The organism is Synechococcus sp. MIT S9507 (assembly GCF_047304715.1).
GTDB lineage: Bacteria > Cyanobacteriota > Cyanobacteriia > PCC-6307 > Cyanobiaceae > Synechococcus_C.
Genome location: NZ_CP138970.1, coordinates 371,905 through 387,951 on the forward strand (window position 1 = coordinate 371,905; position 16,047 = coordinate 387,951).

The window sequence follows — 16,047 nt, forward strand, 5'->3', positions numbered from 1 at the left end:
CCCTCAAAAAACAAGAAATGATTAAGAAAAGGAGATTTCAGGCTTAAAATTCCGAAATGGATGTTGTGCGAAGAGTTCGACCCAAAACCTTGCTCCTTTCAGCTGTTGCTGGGCTGACGGGAGGTTTTTTATTGGCGATTCCCCTCAGCCGCTCGCTCTCGCCAACCTCCGAAGCCCCGCTTCTGCTGCCTGTCAGCAATCCCTTTTCAGCCTGGTCAGGCTTTGGAAATCGGGAAATCCTCGTGCTCGGGCTTGATGACGGGGGCGGAAACACCGACGCGATCTTCACATTGAAGGTGGAAGGTGGTCGGACCTCCATCACCCAGATTCCGAGAGACAGCTACATCGATTCCCACAGCTTTGGGCCTGTAAAGGCCAATGCTCTGTATGCCTATGGAGGCCATGAAGCCGTGAAGGCTGAGTTGACAAGGCTGATGGGTCGTCCGATTGACCATCACATCCTTGTGAACCTCAATGGAATCCGAACACTGAGCGATCTGGTGGGCGGTGTTGAAGTCGATGTCCCGAAACGCCTTTACTACCGTGATGACAGCGGTGGTCTGCTGATTGATCTGCAACCGGGACCTCAGCTGCTCAAAGGTCGCGAACTGGAGGGTTTCCTTCGTTGGAGACAGGATGAAGAAGGTGACCTCGGTCGTTTGGCTCGACAGCAGCTCGTGCTGAAAAGTCTGTTCAGCCGACTCACCCGGCCAGACCACCTTGTCAAACTGCCTGCACTGATCAAAGAGGCCGGCAACAACCTTGAGACCGATCTCGGTGCTATGGAGCTGGGCGGACTGATCACGGCGATGGGGCTGACGGAACTGGAGACCGAGCGCCTTGACGCACGCCCCTTCGACCGTAACGGCATCAGTTATCTCGATACTGCATGGCCGGCTCAGGAAAGCGATGATGATTCGATGGAGTCCGGCAGTTCGCGTTACCGCTTCCTTTACTGAGCCAGGGAAGAGCCTTCATCGCCAAGGGCACCCACAATGGCGATGCCTTCATTTGCATCCGTGGACAGGAATCTGCTGCGACAGAGCCTCAGGCTCGGGTTGAGCATCCTGATCACATGCGCCATTGCGCAGCACTTCCAACGCATCACCTATCTCTGGTACCCGCTTCTGGCCGTCAATCTTGTTGTTGACGATCAGGATGAAAACAGTCTTCGAGCTGCCCGGGGACGCCTTCTAGGAACCGTGACCGGCGGGCTGATCACATTTCTTGTGCATTCGATCATGGCCGGCTGGATCGGCATCCTGGTAAGCCTTTTGATCTCGATTCCGCTGCTGCGGCGGCTTGGCTGGACAAGTGGCCTGTCGACAGCCGTGACCGTCACGGTGATGTTTCTGGGCATTCACGAATACGCCACACTCAGCTGGGACTACGTGTTCAACCGCAGCATCGACACGCTGGTCGGGATCATTGTGGCGCTGGTGATGGGTCGATTGCTCTGGCCGAAGAATCGACTGGCCAGGATGCAGAGCCTGCACGAACAGCTCACTGACCTGCTTGAGACAAGGATCCAGGCCCACAGTCTTGCCTTGCAGGGCAGGGGATCACCGCCTCCTGAGATCCAACCAGCTGTGATCACGAAACAGCTTCTTGAGCTGCAGCGGCTGATCAACGTGGAGCTGAGCCTCGGGCCTCGACATGTGCAGCGACTGGATCGTGATCATTGGCGCCAGCGCCTCAGTCTTTGGCGCTGTCAACAGGTGCGTTGGCTGCTCGTGGAACGGCTGATCGAGCGACTTCATCGTGACGAAGGCGCCGAATATCTCCCTGCGCTGGGAAAATACCTGGCTCAGCAGCCAGCCCCGCGAAGTCGACTGAACCTGAACAACTGCGGTACGAGGTTGTCATTATCTCAACGGATCGCTCTTGAAGAACAGGTGACGCGCTTCCGTCGCGTGCTGACCTGCCAGCAACTGCTCAATGCCGAGCATTCCAGATGACTGGTCCCAGGCAAAACAACAATCCCTGGATCCTGAGATCCGACATTCGACTCGCTGTGGTGACGGGCCTTGGGGCGGGGTTCGGATTACTGAACTCGATTCCTTTCGGCTACTACGTGCCTCTATGCACCGCCGCAGTGCTGTCGGGAAGCTACGGCAACTCGATGAAGCTGAGCATTCAACGCATTCTCGGTTCGGTGATGGGTGTCTTGATCGTGTTGCTCTTCTCTCGCGGTCTTCAGCTCCCTCTTCCTCTCGGACTCGGTCTCGCCCTCGCCAGCGTTCGTCTGTTCGGAGGCGCTCTTGGATTGCAGGTGGGTTACAAGGTCGCGGGAAACATCGTGATCATGGGCTGGCTGGTCCACAGCGCAGAGGAGAGCATCTGGGGAATGTCACGCCTGTTCTGGACAGCCTTCGGAATTGCGCTGTCGTTATGGGCAACCCGCTACGTGTGGCCCAGTGGCACGATTCCGTCGCTCCACCGGAGATTCGCAAGCTTTATCGACGAACTGATCAACGACTTTCGGCTGGAATCAATACAGCTGGAAGCCGAAGCCCCCACCCGAATGTCGACAACACAACGCAGAGTCAGGCGGACAGAGATCCTCCAGCAGATCAACGCCCTCAGACAGCAACGGGACGTGGCCCAGTTGGAACTGGGGCTGAATCCCGAGAACCATCCACTGCATCAGCTCTGGACAGAACTTGATCTACTGATCTCACAGCTGCTTTCAGTCCTGGATGGCTTGCGAGGACTACCCTCTCCGGTTCAGTCACCACCTCTTATCAAAGAGCTTCATCTGCAAGAGGCGAACGTGCTCAAGCATCACATCAAACTCCTGGCAGGCCTTGCTTCGGACCTGCGCAAGCCTGATCTCGTGGAGAAACAGTGTCTCGATCTGGAGAGCCTGAGCGAACTGAGCAGAGATCTGCAGACAGCAGCCCAACAGCTCACAGCAACTCTTGAGGAGCACGCAGATCGTGCCGGACACGATGCAGACATCTCCCCAGAACGAATGCGGCAGATCGTGCTGAGGACTTCGCTGATCGAGCATGGAGCTTCAGTGCTGCACGATTGTTTTCCAGGTGTGGCCAGATCGAAGCCTGTCACTGCAATTCGCTGAGACAATGAAGCAGTTTCAGGATCAGGTTCCTCAAGGACAGCAAGCTCATCCCTTGATCAGGTCGCTCATCAAGTGTTCTCCTCTGATTTCGATCATCGGCCTGCTGCTGCCCACAGCCTCCAGAGCCAATCAGGTTGATGTCTTCCCATCAAGCCTGAATTACGGCGGCAACACACATCAGCTGGAGCGCAGCTGGAGCGAACTGAACCAACAACTCGACAGCCTGGACACACTGCTTGGACCGGCTCCAGATCTTGGTGCCTCGGATGTGCTGGAGGCTCCGGAACTCCCGTCCAACCTCTTGGACGCCAACCGCCCGGCTGATGAAACACTCAGCCAGGAAGACAGCACGCTTGAGCCGCCGCTCAGCCTGCCCGAACTGACTGACCGGAACACCGATGTGAAATCCGTGAGCCTGCGACAGGCCATAGCGATCGCTTTTCGCAACAATCCCGAGCTTCAGATACAGCGGGAGCAGATTGCCGCACAAGGCGCCACTGTCGCTTCGCTTTCAGGTGCTTACTGGCCCACGATCAGCGTGTTTGCTGATGTGGAGGGCTTTCAGAGCGGCAGCACGACGTTCTCGCCCTACGGCAACAACAACTTCGGCTTTGGTGCTCTGTTCGCGAAACAAGGGGAGACACCCAACTTCGCGCTGACGAACAACGGAAAGAAGGTCAGCGGCAGTGAAGACGGCCCCTTCTATGTGCCCGCCGGTGGAGGGTTGTATGCCGACTCAAACGGATTCGACTCCATGGCGGGTTTGCAACTCAACTACGCCCTAGTTGACTTCGCCCGCACACCTCGTGTTCGCACAGCCAGTGCCAAGCTGCAGCAGTTCGAACAGCAGTACGCCAACCAACTCAGAGCACTGCAACTCGAGGTCAGTGAGGCTTACTACCAGCTTCAGCTCAGTGAGCAGTTGGTGCGCATCCGCGATGCGGTTGTCCGCACCGACCTGATTGTGTTGCAAGACACACTCAATCTCAAACAGGCCGGGCTAGTGCCGCGAGTCGATCTGCTGCGCCGCAGTGCGACCCTCGCCACGGATCAGGAAGCACTAATCCAAGCCCTGGCCGATCGCGCTGTCGCAAGAAGAGCGTTATGGACTCTGTTGAATCTTCCTGCTGATGTGGTGCCAAGTGCAGGCGACTCGATCACGCTGGCACCGGCCTGGCCGCTGAGTCTTGAACAGTCCTTGCTGGCCGCCTACAACAGCAATCCAGAGCTCGATGCGATCCTCGCGACACGCAGGGCCTTGGCTCTGCAGCAGGATGAAGCGGCAGCTCAACTCCTGCCCAAGCTGAGCCTGTTCGCGTCCGTGGGAGGCATGGCTTCAGTGGAGCGCACCTTCAACGTCTCCCTGATAGGCGACGGATGCTGCGGCAGCACCTTTCTGCCCCTTGAGCAGGTCGCAGGATACGACTGGTCGGTGGGACTCGCCTTCAATTGGATGATCTTCAATGCTGGTGCAACGACCAATGCTGTCAAAGCTCTTTCACTGCAGGAGAAGGCCGCCAGTCAGTCCTATGCCGCCACTCGCAACAGCATTCGACTCCGCCTCGAACGGGCATTTCTGCACCATGAAGCGAGTCTCGCCAAGCTTGTTTCCGCGCGGCGTGCGGTCGGAGCCAGCAAGGAAGCTTTCCGCGACAGCACACTTCGTTACAGGACTGGACTCACCAACGAAGTGGATCTTTCGGTGACACAGACGCAGCTTGTGAACTCACTGGTGAATCGCCTGATCGCAACGGTTGACGTGAATGTGACCTACGCCCAGTTGCTGCGCGAGCTGCTGCCCATGCCACGGGATCCCGACTCGACCGTGCCGACGAAACTGACTCTGCAAGGCTTCTCGCCACGTGAACTGGATCAACCCTGACCAGATCACGACGATTGGTAGTCGAAAGGGGTTCTGAACAGAGAAAAAAGTCCCGCCTTATTTGTCAGCTGGTCTGGATGACCACCAGCGCTCGATGCGATAACCGAAAATCACCAGAAACACCACAAGCCAGAACCACAGTTCAGGCGGATTGGCGTTGAGCAGAACAATCAGCAGAACAAGTTCCGAAACCAGCCAGGGGAGCTCCTGACGCAGAAGAGGGCGGAGTGCCATAGAAGTCAGAGCATCACGGAGGGGTTCCGGGTTGCCGCAGGAACGGCAGATCCCAGATGCGATCGATGCGGAACGTGCGGAAGCCACCGGTGAGCGAACGCAACCCTGGAACGACATAAGTCACAGGTGAGCGCCACTCCACGTAGGCAAACGTGTCAACAGTGAGACCCTCACGGATCGGAAAGACACCACTGCCCTGCGACAGCGTCCATCGATAGCCGTCGTCGGTGCGGGAGTGACGATCCAGTTCGATTTCAGCGCGCATCACCGGGCCATGTTTGACAAGAGCCTCAGCGAGCTGACTGTTGCCGATCGTGGTGGAGATGTCTTCCTGAGTGGCGGGGAGAGTGAGCACACTGCGCACCTTGCCGACGATTCCACCGAAACGACCACGTTGATTCCAGAGAGGCACAACCTCCACGGGAAGACCTATGGGAAGTCGACGGGCATCCGCTGGCGAGAAATAAGACACGGCGATCAGATCACCGCCGGTTTTGTTGTCGCCTTTGGGAGGTCGGGTATTGCGGCCGATGGTGCCGAGACGATCGCCAAGCTTGACTGTTTGGCCCTGAATCACCTGAAGATCAAGCACCGTGCCACTGCGTACCGCGGTGACATTGCCGTCGAAGGAGATCCTGGCCTCCATCACCTTGATCGCCCGCTTGAGGTCATCGATTTGAAAACGTCGGTCGAGCTGCTCAGACTCGATGTTGAGCTTGATCTGCTGGAAATCGGTGGTCTTGTCCCTGCGCTGGATCTTGATGTCATCCAGCTGAACACTGGTGGTGGTGAGGCCCTGCTCCGCAGCCACGACCTCCTGTGCCAGAGGGGCCACGACCTCTCGCCTCGCCAACCAGTTGAGGTTGTCAACCTTGCTGTTGTAAGTCGCCTGAAGTCTGGCCAGACGCTTTTCGTCGTCGTCGAGCTTGGCGAGCGCAGTATCGAGGGCGAGTTTGGCTGTGCGGATACGCAGCGCATCGCGTGCATCGAGTTCCTCGTTCTGACGCACCAGCTGACGCAGATTCCCCTTCTGCTGATCGAGCTTCCGCTCGAGAACAGGCAGATACAGGGTCATCAGCACCTGACCCTTGCGAACGCGTTGTCCGACTTCAGTGTTGATGCTCAAGACCTGACCCGCCGCCCTGGCATTGAGGATTCCGGCGTTGCCGGGATAGATCAGAACACCGCGTCCCTCCACCTCGGTCGGCACGGGCCAGAACAGAAGCCATACACCAAAGATGGCCCCAACGCCTGCCAGTGAGACGCCGACCTGCTGATGGTCTGAGAGGCCATTCCATCGGCCACGAAGACGCTCAACTCGGGAAGACGTGGTCATGATCGCCATCTTGCTGGCGATGAAGAGACGCTGTCGCTTCTGAGAGGACAGTTCCGATCCACGTCCGAAGCCTCAGATCAACAGGGTGAACGAACTGATCACCGATTCGAACAGTCCCTGCACCTTCGACCAGCGATCTTCATTGGTGCTGGTTGCCAGGGTGTAGAGCCGACCACGGTCGACCACCACTGTGGCCAGCTCGTGCCGATCGCGGTCCTCCAGATGCACTGCATATTCCAGGTCATAGAAGACATGCCCATCGGAATCCCGCTCACGAGCTTCAATCAGTTCAGCATTGCGGCCACTGCCGTCGGGAGCGATCACCTCACGCCGTAGCCGCTCGCCGACCGCAACTGCACTGCCGAGAGTCTCCAGGTCATCATCGGCGTCAACCTCTGAGACAACCAGACTCACCGTTTCATCACTGTGGATCAGGTCGTGAAACACCACAGCGGGCCCGCCGGTGACGGCGACCCGCGTCCAGCCGGTCGGGTAAAGGAAGGCGTAGCGACCGTCTGGACTCTTGAAGGAGTTGAGACCGGCGCTGGCACCGCCGCAGGCGCTGAGCATCAGCACACAGAGCAGAACGAGCAGTGACCGGAGCGGTTGACGCAGCAATGAGCCCATTGAGGAACTTGGATTGAAGTTGACCGAATGCGCGCCATTCTGCCCGCATCATCCCCTGCTTAGATTTCCGCCACTTGCCTCAGTGTTCTGAGCGGATTCACCCGACCCCTGGCTCGTCTGATCGACCAGTTCGAGCGACTTCCGGGGATTGGACCCCGCACCGCGCAGCGACTGGCCCTGCATCTGCTCAGGCAGCCGGAGGAACAGATCCGCAGTTTCGCGGATGCCCTGCTGGCCGCACGGACCCAGGTTGGGCAATGCCAGACCTGTTTTCACCTCAGTGCTGATCAGGTCTGTGAAATCTGTCGCAACGAAGAACGTTCCAACGGCCAGATCTGCGTGGTCGCTGATTCACGGGATCTTCTTGCACTGGAACGAACCAGAGAATTCAGCGGCCGTTATCACGTACTGGGAGGTCTGATTTCCCCCATGGATGGAATTGGACCCGATCTGCTACAGATCAGCAGCCTGGTGAAGCGGGTGGCCGCCGATAACGTCGAGGAAGTGATACTGGCTCTCACCCCCAGCGTCGAAGGCGACACCACAAGCCTTTATGTGGCGAGGTTGCTCAAACCGTTCACACGGGTCAGCCGCATTGCCTACGGGCTCCCCGTTGGCAGTGAACTTGAGTACGCCGACGATGTCACCCTCAGTCGTGCACTGGAGGGCCGGCGCGATGTGGATTGATCCGCGCTGAAGACTCAAATGATGCGATGTATCAAAGGTGTTGAGTGGGCCATCTGGTTTTCCCTTTGAGGAAATGGAGCCACCCTGAAAGCAGACCCTTTCACCGGCGTGCGCAAGACCAGCCGCTTTTCAGCCATCCAGCCGCAGGAGCGGTTGCCCGAGTGGCTGCGTCGCCCCCTGGGAGAAGCCTCTGCCATCGAAAGAGTGCAGGGGCTGGTGAAGTCCAACGCCCTTCACACCATCTGCGAGGAAGGGCGCTGCCCTAACAGGGGCGAGTGTTATGCCGCCGGCACCGCCACTTTCCTGCTCGGGGGCTCGGTCTGCACACGCAGCTGCGCGTTCTGCCAGGTGGAGAAAGGTCGCGCGCAGGCCGTCAATCCGCTCGAAGCCGAGAGAGTTGCCGATGCGGTTGAAGCCATGGGGCTGCGATACGTCGTGCTCACAGCCGTTGCGCGGGATGACCTCGACGACCATGGGGCATGCCTGTTCACCTCTGCCATGGACGCGATCAGGGCAAGAAATCCCATGATCGCCATCGAGGTGCTGACCCCTGATTTCTGGGGAGGACGCGCCGACTTCCAGAGCTCAATCAGTGCTCAACGTGAGCGATTGGCGACGGTCCTCAACGCGGCGCCGGTGTGTTTCAACCACAACCTTGAAACCGTGAAGCGCCTGCAGCGGGAGGTTCGCAGGGGAGCCACCTATGAGCGATCACTGGGACTGCTTGCCGCCGCACGAACGCTGGCACCTCAGATTCCAACCAAAAGCGGTTTGATGCTGGGGCTGGGAGAAAGCCGGGATGAAGTGATCGAAACAATGCGCGATCTGCGAGCCGTCGATTGCCAGAGGCTCACCATCGGGCAATACCTGCGCCCATCTCTGGCGCACATTCCTGTCGCCCGCTACTGGCATCCCGATGAATTTGAAGATCTCGGATCCATTGCCCGCGACCTTGGCTTCGCTGTGGTGAGAAGTGGGCCTCTGGTACGCAGCAGCTATCACGCAGCGGACTGACGCCAACGTTTCAGAGCCCTCTCCCGCACCTGCTCACAGTTTCCAACCATCAGTGCTCCTGCTCCTCCCCAGATCATGCGCAGCGGCAAATCCCAGAGAGCGGCTTGCACCTCACGCACGGATTCAAACCCTCGACACCTGAAATAACGCACAAGACGTTGATGCTGGCGTTCGTCATCACGAATGGCCAGCAGTCTTGCCTGTCGGCAAGGGGTGGCCTCAACCGCCCAGGCCATGGATGCCGCCCAGATGAGATCACCGCAACCTGCAGGAGCCGCCGGCAGCACGCGCATCGTGTCCAGTTGCAATCCACGGGGGCCGCTGTATGCCCAGGCTTTCATCTCGCCGAGAAGCTGCAGTCGTTCCGACTGCGAACGAGCCACCACAAGCCTCAGACCCCACAGCCCCAGAGGTCGGCCAACTTGCAGTCTCAGCAACAGACCCCGTTGACGAGCCTCCATTTCCAGTTGATCCAGCATCACAGCTCGGAATCGAAGTAAGGAGATGAATTGACAACAGCCTCCATGGGCAGTGGTCCATAAAGATGCGGAAACAACTCTCCGCTTGGGATCGCATCGGCACGCAGAGGGGCGGTCAGCCGCGCCGCATCAATTGTGAGCAAGACCACAGACTCCGCATCCGCATAGAAGCGCTCATGGGTGGCTGCCACCTGTTCCCGCCAGGACAGATGAATGAATCCCACCTGGTCAAGTCGCAGTCCTCTGGTGGACATCTCGTAGTGACCCGACTGGGTTGCGGTTTTCCAGTCTTCAGCCATCGCCAGATGAAACAAGGGTTGGTCAGCTGGAACATCGACGGCATCAGCGGGGAACAGGGGCTGAAGTCCCCCGGGGTGCCAGGGATCAGCCCTTTGCATGAGGCGCTCAAAATCAGGATCCTGCAGAAAACGCATCAACCAACCACGCAGCGGCTGCAGGGATGGATCGACATCAAATCCCTCAGGATCAGCAATGCGCCACTGACGAACAAACGGCCACAGCGCGACATCCGCGAGGGAACAGCTGGCATCCACAAGCCAGCCACCACAGGCATCGATCTGATCAGACCAGCTCCGCAGCACCTCCAAGCCCTGCTGCTGATGCTCCTGTCTGGACTGCCCCGGATAGCGATCGGTGTATTTGAAACGGTCGAGATGGTGTTTGAAGGTTGTGTCGTTGAGCTCGATCAGCTGCAGGATGCGATCCTGCGCTTTGCCAGTACCTTGCCGGCGAAGATCGCAAGGATCGGCCTGGGTGAGTGCCCAGTGCATGATCGCAAGGCTTTCATCGATGACAGTGCCGTCAGCGAGAACCAGGACAGGCACCGTCCCTTTCGGAGAAGCCTCGAGCATCGGCGCTGGTTTGTCCTTGAGTTCAATTTCCCTCCATTGGACAAGCTGGCCTGCCATCAACAAAGCCCAGCGGGCGCGCATCGCATAGGGGCAGCGACGAAAGCTGTAGAGAACAGGCCGTGCGCTCATCCGTGGGTGTCGGGCTTTGATCGCCAGCCGGTGGATTGCGAAAGGACGCCTTGATTGAGCTGGCTCTGCCGCATGGCGAAGCGTGCCCTGTCGGCATCCGTGAAACGATCCCTGCACTGCAGACACTGCACCCCTGGGATGTAGCTCTCCAGTTGCCTCTGCTCCGGCGTTAGCGGCAGACCACAGGCATGGCACAGGCTGTGCCGGCCAGGCTCGAGCTGATGGTTGAGGGCGACCCGCTGATCAAACACGAAACACTCTCCTTCCCAGCGGCTTTGCTCTTCAGGCACCTGCTCCAGATAGTTGAGAATTCCGCCCTGAAGATGATGAACCTCAGGGAATCCCCGCTGTTGCAGAAAGCTGCTGGCCTTCTCACAACGGATCCCACCGGTACAGAACATGGCGATGCGCGCCGGCGACGTGCGCTCAACCAGAGGGCGTAGATGCTGTTCAACCCAGTCAGGGAAATCCCGGAAACTGTCAGTTGCTGGATCGAGAGACCCCACAAAGCTGCCGACAGCAACCTCATAGGCATTGCGGGTGTCGATGACCAGCGTGTCGGGGTCATCCACCAGCTCATTCCAGTGACAGGGGTCCACGTAGATACCCACATTGCGGCGGGGGTCGGCACAAGGCTGCCCCAGGCTCACGATCTCGCGCTTGCGCCGGGCTTTGAAACGACGGAACGCCGGCCTGCTGCAGCGGCTTCGCTTCACCTGCAGGCGCTCGAAATGCGCGTCACCAAGGGTGATTCTGGTGCGGAGGCACTCCAGGATCCCGTTCACGCCCCGATCAGAACCACTGATGGTGCCATTCACACCTTCCGGAGCCAGCAACACTGAACCGACAATCTGTTCGCGAGACGCCAGTACAGGCAGATCCGTCAGCAACGAATCCAGCTCTGGTGGGGCAAGCGACGTGAAGGCGTAAAACGCTGCCACGAGAAAAGATGGACTTTCGGCTTGGGCAGCCGTCATGCCGCGGCTTTCTCCTGCTCAGGCTGCGTCTCGAGTAACTGTGCCTGCAAACTGGCCTGAACTCCGGCAGCTTCCAGCAGGGCCCTGTCGGCATCAACAGCAGGGTTGCCCGTTGTGAGCAATGTGTCGCCGTAGAAGATGGAATCTGCCCCTGCCTGAAGGCAGAGGATCTGAGCTTCCCTGTTGAGTTCTTCCCGACCGGCGCTCAGCCGCACACGACTGAACGGCATCAGGATTCTGGCAACGGCCACCATTCGCACCAATTCAAGCGGATCAACAGTGGGCAGGCCTTCAAGAGGCGTTCCTTCGACAGCCACCAGACCATTGATCGGCACACTTTCAGGGTGTGGATCAATGCAGGCAAGAACTCGCAGCATCGAAGCACGGTCGCGAAGCGTTTCACCCATGCCGATGATTCCACCGCAACAGAGCGTGACTCCTGCACGACGCACGCGTTGCAGGGTTTCCAGCCTCTCTTCATAGGTGCGGGTGGTGATGATCCGGTCGTAGTGCTCAGGGCTGGTGTCGAGGTTGTGGTTGTAAGCCGTGAGGCCCGCCTCGGCCAATCGCTCCGCCTGGGTATCGGTGAGCATTCCAGCGGTGACACAGGCTTCAAGACCCAGCTCGCGCACGCCTCGAACCATCCTCAGCATCGACTCAAAGGCTGGGCCTTCACGGATCTCCCTCCAGGCCCAGCCCATGCAGAAGCGATCAGCGCCGGCATCGGCGGCTGCACGAGCCCTGTCAAGTACAGCCTTCACCTCCAGATCGGCCTGACCACCCACATCACTGCTGTGGTACATCGACTGGGAGCAGTAGGCGCAGTCCTCCTCGCAGCCACCGGTCTTGACGCTCAGCAGTGAAGCCAACTGGACCCGATATCCGGGGTTGGCGGCTCGATGAACACTCTGAGCGCGCCAGAGCAGATCCATCAGTGGAAGGTCAAGAAGGGTTTGTATCTCCTCAAGACTCCAGTCATGGCGAAGGTCCACCGTGTCCGTCATTGAACCAGCCACCATTGCTGCTGCTCTCAGGATCCCAGAGCGCGGGACTCCATGGCATGGAGTCCACCAAAACGTCGCTGACGGCCCTGATAATCCTGCAGTGCCAGCTGAAGAGCCCCAGCGTCGAAATCCGGCCAGAACAGATCGGTGACATGGATCTCGGCGTAAGCCAGTTGCCAAAGGAGGAAATTGCTGATCCGCCTTTCGCCGCTGGTTCGGATCAGCAGATCCGGATCACGCTCACCAGCCGTAAACAACTCGGCCGCCAGTTCTTTTTCATCGATCTCCGATGGCTGCAATTCCCCACGGGCAACGCGTTCCGCCAGCCGCTGGCTGGCACGAACCAATTCACGACGACCTCCGTAATTGGTACAGACATTGAAGTGAATGCCGGTGTTTAAGGAAGTTCGCTGCGTGGCCTCAGCGATCAGCGACTGCAGCTTGATGGGCAATGCATCCAGATCTCCCAGGAAGCGAATCCGAACCTGTTCTTCCTCAAGCGCCTGCAGCTCCCGCTGAAGAACACTTTCAAACAGTGTCATCAGAAAATTCACCTCATCCCCTGGCCGGGACCAGTTCTCCGTGGAGAAGGCATAGGCGGTGAGTGCTCCGACACCCCAGTCGCTGCAATGCCGGAGGGTCATTTTGAGCGCCTCTACACCAGCTCTGTGTCCCATCACCCGCGGCAAGCCGCGAGCTTTGGCCCAGCGTCCGTTGCCGTCCATGATCACGGCGACATGAGCAGGCATCCTGAGTGGATCCAGGCCTTCGGGACAGCAGCGTGCTGCGGCTTGATCAGTACTGATGGCCAGTGGTCGGCTCAAGGCAATGAATCCTGAATGCCTGGGCTCACGCTACGTGGGGGTGGTGATTTCGCCGGCACGGTCGACACAGACGCGGCAATCAACTCGGTGAGCAGATCCTGCAGACGTGAGCTGGTGATCGGGCGTTCAAGTCTCCCCTGATTGGCCAGAGACAGTGTTCCGGTCTCTTCGGAAATCACCACGCAGATGCAACGATCAAAGCGTTCAGTGATCCCCAGAGCCGCCAGATGGCGGGTGCCGTACCGACTGATGCCCTGGCGCGACAACGGCAGGATCACTCCTGCGGAAATAATGCGACTGCCTTTGATCACAACGGCACCGTCGTGAAGAGGCGTGTCGGAAGCGAACAGGTTCAACAACAGTTCACTGCTCAACTGGGCATCAACGGTGATTCCCGGATTGAGAAAATCTTCCGGCCTCAGATCACTGCCAAGGTCAACAACGATCAAAGCTCCTCTCCGACTTTTGGAGAGGCGTCCTGCCGCGTCGGTGAGCTGTGCGACGGTGCTAGCGGTGGCCCGCATTTTGCTCTGGGGGTTCCCAAGCAGCACAGCGAGGCGACCGGTGCCGAGAAGTTCCATCAAGCGACGCAATTCCCCCTGCCAGAGGATGGCCAGCGACAGTGAACAGGCGAGAACCAACGCATCAATGAGCGTTGAAGTGAGCGGGAGATTGAAAAAGCGCTTGACAAACCAGGCCAGCGCCACGAGCAGGAGGTAGCCACGCAACAGCCAGAGCGTGCGTTGCTCATTGACTCTGGTGAAGAGCAGAAAGCCAAGGAGTGAGGCACAGAGAACGTCGAGAAGAAGGCGCAGTTGCAACACCTCCAACACTTTCGCCTTCGCCCTTTAATGGCCTCACTTTACAGAGCGCAACCGTTCAGGCATCAGGTCGTAACGCAGCAGATCTTCAGGCTGCTCGCGACGCTGCACCAGCTCAGCATCCCCTGCATGCACAAGCACCGCAGCTGGTCTGGGAATACGGTTGTAATTGGAACTCATTGAAGCGTTGTAAGCCCCGGTTGAGAAGACCGTCAGGATTTCACCGCTGCTGCAGGCGGGGAAGGCGAGATCCTTCAGCAGCACATCTCCCGATTCACAGTGTTTGCCGGCCAGAGTCACGGTCTCTTCAGCTTCTGCGAGTGGACGGTCCGCCAGGCAGGTGGTGTAAAGAGACTGGTAAGTGATCGGCCTGGGGTTGTCACTCATTCCCCCATCAACGGAAAGATACGTTCGGATTCCAGGAACGACCTTTCGGGAACCGACGGTGTAAACAGTCACTCCTGACGAGGCAACAAGCGATCGTCCCGGCTCGCAGAGCAAACGCGGCAGTTGGAGATCTCGCTCTCTGCAGGCCGACACGACGGCTTCAGCCACCACTTGCACCCAGGCATCGATGGACGGGGGATCGTCACTGTCCACGTAGCGAATGCCCAGGCCTCCTCCAACATTCAGATCGCGAACAGGATGGCCGAGTTCAAGGGCCAGGCGCAGAGCATCAGCCATCACAGCGGCCAGGTCGCGGTGAGGCTCCAGTTCGAAGATCTGGGAACCGATATGGGCGTGAAGACCTTCAACTCTTGCCCACTGACAGTCCTGAAGACTGTGGAGAACGGGATCAAGTTGATCAGGATCAAAACCGAACTTGCTGTCGAGATGTCCGGTTCTTATGTATTCGTGCGTGTGGCACTCAATGCCGGGCGTGAAGCGGAGCATCAGGCGAACAGGCCGACCACCGGCAGGCACGATCGTTTCAAGGCAGTCCAGATCGTGCTGGTTGTCCGCCACCACCATCACGTCATGGCGATAGGCCAACTCCAGCTCCTCAACAGACTTGTTGTTGCCGTGAAGCACCATGCGGTCGGCAGGCATGCCGCCGTCGAGCGCCGTCAACAGTTCACCGGCGGAAACGGCATCAAGCCCTAAGCCTTCAGACGCCACGATGGCGCTCAGAGCCATTGAACTGTTGGCCTTCGAGGCATAGATGGCCAGCGATGGCCCGGGGTAATGACGAGCGAGCGCCTCGCGGTAGGCCTGGCAGGACTTGCGGATACCTGCTTCATCCAGCACGTACAGCGGAGTTCCATATCGCTCGGCCAGATCGCTCAGGGCACAGCCCCCGACGGCAAGGCGGCCCTGATCGTCCAGCTCTGCCGTGATCGGCGCAAGATTGCGATTCGGGCTGTTCAGGTCACAACCTGATTCGTAGGGCTGTGGCATGGAGCGTCAGGTCGGTCGAAGGGGCAATGTAAGAAGGCACGTTGCCTAGGCAGTTGTGTTTTGGGTGTTGAACTGCCAATCAACCCACGGCAATTGGGAGCTGACGACCTCAGCGCTTGCATGCGGCTTGATCAGGTTGCCCTGAAGGGGCTCTGGACAAGACAACAATGGGAACGCGAGCTTGCGGACGACAACAGGCTGGTGATGGGGATCGACGCCGAGGATCGACGCCTGATCGCACTTGCCTCCGCTTGGCTGGTGGTTGATGAACTGCAGATCACGGCGGTGGCTGTGGATCCGATGCACCAACGCTGCGGGTTGGGCACAAAGGTGATGCAGGCCGTGATGGATCGCGCTGCAGGCCTTGGTGCGGTGACCGCAACCCTTGAAGTGGCCTCATCGAACGCTGTCGCTCAAGCCTTTTACTCCCGGAGTGGGTTTTTGATCACCGGTCGCAGAAGGGGTTACTACGCCAACGGTGATGATGCCCTGCTGCAGTCACGATCAATCGGAAGGGGTAGGGATTTCCGCACTGATCGAACTGAATAAAGGAACATATTTCGGCATTGATTAATACTTTCTCAACCGACCAACCCGCAACAACACTGGGATGTGCCTTTGGTTCAACGATCCACAGCAACCCGTTCAACCCTGATAGGTTGGGTTGAACAGCTGTCGGCC

Annotated in this window: 17 protein-coding genes; 7 read left to right on the forward strand and 10 right to left on the reverse strand. The window is 58.5% G+C overall.

Features of this window, described 5'->3' with window-relative positions:
* The first annotated feature begins 56 nt into the window (after positions 1-56).
* Genes SIB83_RS01830 through SIB83_RS01845 form a run of 4 tightly spaced genes read left to right on the forward strand, consistent with a single transcriptional unit; the run spans position 57 to position 4,964 of the window.
* Positions 57-959 carry an LCP family protein gene (locus tag SIB83_RS01830; protein WP_413746606.1) on the forward strand — a complete coding sequence of 301 codons (903 nt, stop codon included), beginning with the start codon at positions 57-59 and terminating at the stop codon, positions 957-959.
* A gap of 60 nt (positions 960-1,019) precedes the next feature.
* Complete coding sequence (locus SIB83_RS01835; RefSeq protein WP_413746607.1) at positions 1,020-1,958, forward strand: FUSC family protein; 939 nt, start codon at positions 1,020-1,022, stop codon at positions 1,956-1,958.
* Complete coding sequence (locus SIB83_RS01840; protein WP_413746608.1) at positions 1,955-3,082, forward strand: FUSC family protein; 1,128 nt, start codon at positions 1,955-1,957, stop codon at positions 3,080-3,082. The genes SIB83_RS01835 and SIB83_RS01840 overlap by 4 nt, the downstream gene beginning before the upstream one ends.
* A 52-nt stretch (positions 3,083-3,134) precedes the next feature.
* Positions 3,135-4,964: a TolC family protein gene (locus tag SIB83_RS01845; RefSeq protein WP_413746609.1), complete on the forward strand. Its 1,830-nt coding sequence runs from the start codon at positions 3,135-3,137 to the stop codon at positions 4,962-4,964.
* A 57-nt stretch (positions 4,965-5,021) separates the two neighbouring features.
* Here SIB83_RS01845 and SIB83_RS01850 read toward each other — a convergent pair whose 3' ends face one another.
* The 3 genes from SIB83_RS01850 to psbP all read right to left on the reverse strand — a co-directional run bounded on the left by SIB83_RS01850 (position 5,022) and on the right by psbP (position 7,161).
* The gene (locus SIB83_RS01850) at positions 5,022-5,198 is read right to left on the reverse strand and encodes a hypothetical protein (protein WP_413746610.1); all 177 of its coding nucleotides are present in this window, start codon (positions 5,196-5,198) and stop codon (positions 5,022-5,024) included.
* 13 nt (positions 5,199-5,211) lie between these two features.
* Positions 5,212-6,534: an NHLP bacteriocin system secretion protein gene (locus SIB83_RS01855; protein ID WP_413746611.1), complete on the reverse strand. Its 1,323-nt coding sequence runs from the start codon at positions 6,532-6,534 to the stop codon at positions 5,212-5,214.
* Between the two features lie 72 nt (positions 6,535-6,606).
* Positions 6,607-7,161 carry a photosystem II reaction center PsbP gene (gene psbP, locus SIB83_RS01860; RefSeq protein WP_067098923.1) on the reverse strand — a complete coding sequence of 185 codons (555 nt, stop codon included), beginning with the start codon at positions 7,159-7,161 and terminating at the stop codon, positions 6,607-6,609.
* A gap of 117 nt (positions 7,162-7,278) precedes the next feature.
* Between psbP and recR the strand changes: the two genes are divergently transcribed.
* Both recR and lipA read left to right on the forward strand, forming a co-directional pair.
* The gene (gene recR, locus SIB83_RS01865; RefSeq protein WP_413406486.1) at positions 7,279-7,848 is read left to right on the forward strand and encodes a recombination mediator RecR; all 570 of its coding nucleotides are present in this window, start codon (positions 7,279-7,281) and stop codon (positions 7,846-7,848) included.
* A gap of 108 nt (positions 7,849-7,956) precedes the next feature.
* A complete protein-coding gene (gene lipA / locus SIB83_RS01870) occupies positions 7,957-8,862 on the forward strand; it encodes a lipoyl synthase (protein ID WP_413403226.1) in 906 nt (301 codons plus the stop codon).
* Here the strand turns inward: lipA and SIB83_RS01875 are convergent.
* From SIB83_RS01875 to lysA, 7 genes are read right to left on the reverse strand one after another with little or no spacing between them, the layout of a single operon-like run.
* The gene (locus SIB83_RS01875) at positions 8,847-9,341 is read right to left on the reverse strand and encodes a hypothetical protein (protein ID WP_413746612.1); all 495 of its coding nucleotides are present in this window, start codon (positions 9,339-9,341) and stop codon (positions 8,847-8,849) included. The two genes, lipA and SIB83_RS01875, sit on opposite strands and share 16 nt — an antisense overlap.
* Entirely contained in the window at positions 9,341-10,342 is a 1,002-nt protein-coding gene (locus tag SIB83_RS01880) for a DUF952 domain-containing protein (RefSeq protein ID WP_413746613.1), read from the reverse strand. Before SIB83_RS01880 ends, SIB83_RS01875 begins: the two co-directional genes overlap by 1 nt.
* Positions 10,339-11,319: a rhodanese-related sulfurtransferase gene (locus SIB83_RS01885; RefSeq protein ID WP_413403231.1), complete on the reverse strand. Its 981-nt coding sequence runs from the start codon at positions 11,317-11,319 to the stop codon at positions 10,339-10,341. Before SIB83_RS01885 ends, SIB83_RS01880 begins: the two co-directional genes overlap by 4 nt.
* Entirely contained in the window at positions 11,316-12,323 is a 1,008-nt protein-coding gene (gene bioB, locus SIB83_RS01890) for a biotin synthase BioB (RefSeq protein ID WP_413747258.1), read from the reverse strand. Before bioB ends, SIB83_RS01885 begins: the two co-directional genes overlap by 4 nt.
* 26 nt (positions 12,324-12,349) lie before the next feature.
* Positions 12,350-13,147 carry an isoprenyl transferase gene (locus tag SIB83_RS01895; RefSeq protein WP_413746614.1) on the reverse strand — a complete coding sequence of 266 codons (798 nt, stop codon included), beginning with the start codon at positions 13,145-13,147 and terminating at the stop codon, positions 12,350-12,352.
* Positions 13,144-13,977, reverse strand: a complete 834-nt coding sequence (cdaA, locus tag SIB83_RS01900; RefSeq protein ID WP_413403234.1) for a diadenylate cyclase CdaA — start codon at positions 13,975-13,977, stop codon at positions 13,144-13,146. Before cdaA ends, SIB83_RS01895 begins: the two co-directional genes overlap by 4 nt.
* 27 nt (positions 13,978-14,004) lie before the next feature.
* Positions 14,005-15,366, reverse strand: coding sequence for a diaminopimelate decarboxylase (gene lysA, locus SIB83_RS01905; RefSeq protein ID WP_413746615.1), 1,362 nt, complete (start codon positions 15,364-15,366; stop codon positions 14,005-14,007).
* Positions 15,367-15,486: 120 nt separating this feature from the next.
* Between lysA and SIB83_RS01910 the strand changes: the two genes are divergently transcribed.
* On the forward strand, positions 15,487-15,915 hold the full coding sequence (locus SIB83_RS01910; RefSeq protein ID WP_413746616.1) for a GNAT family N-acetyltransferase: 429 nt from the start codon (positions 15,487-15,489) through the stop codon (positions 15,913-15,915).
* The last annotated feature ends 132 nt before the right edge of the window (positions 15,916-16,047 follow it).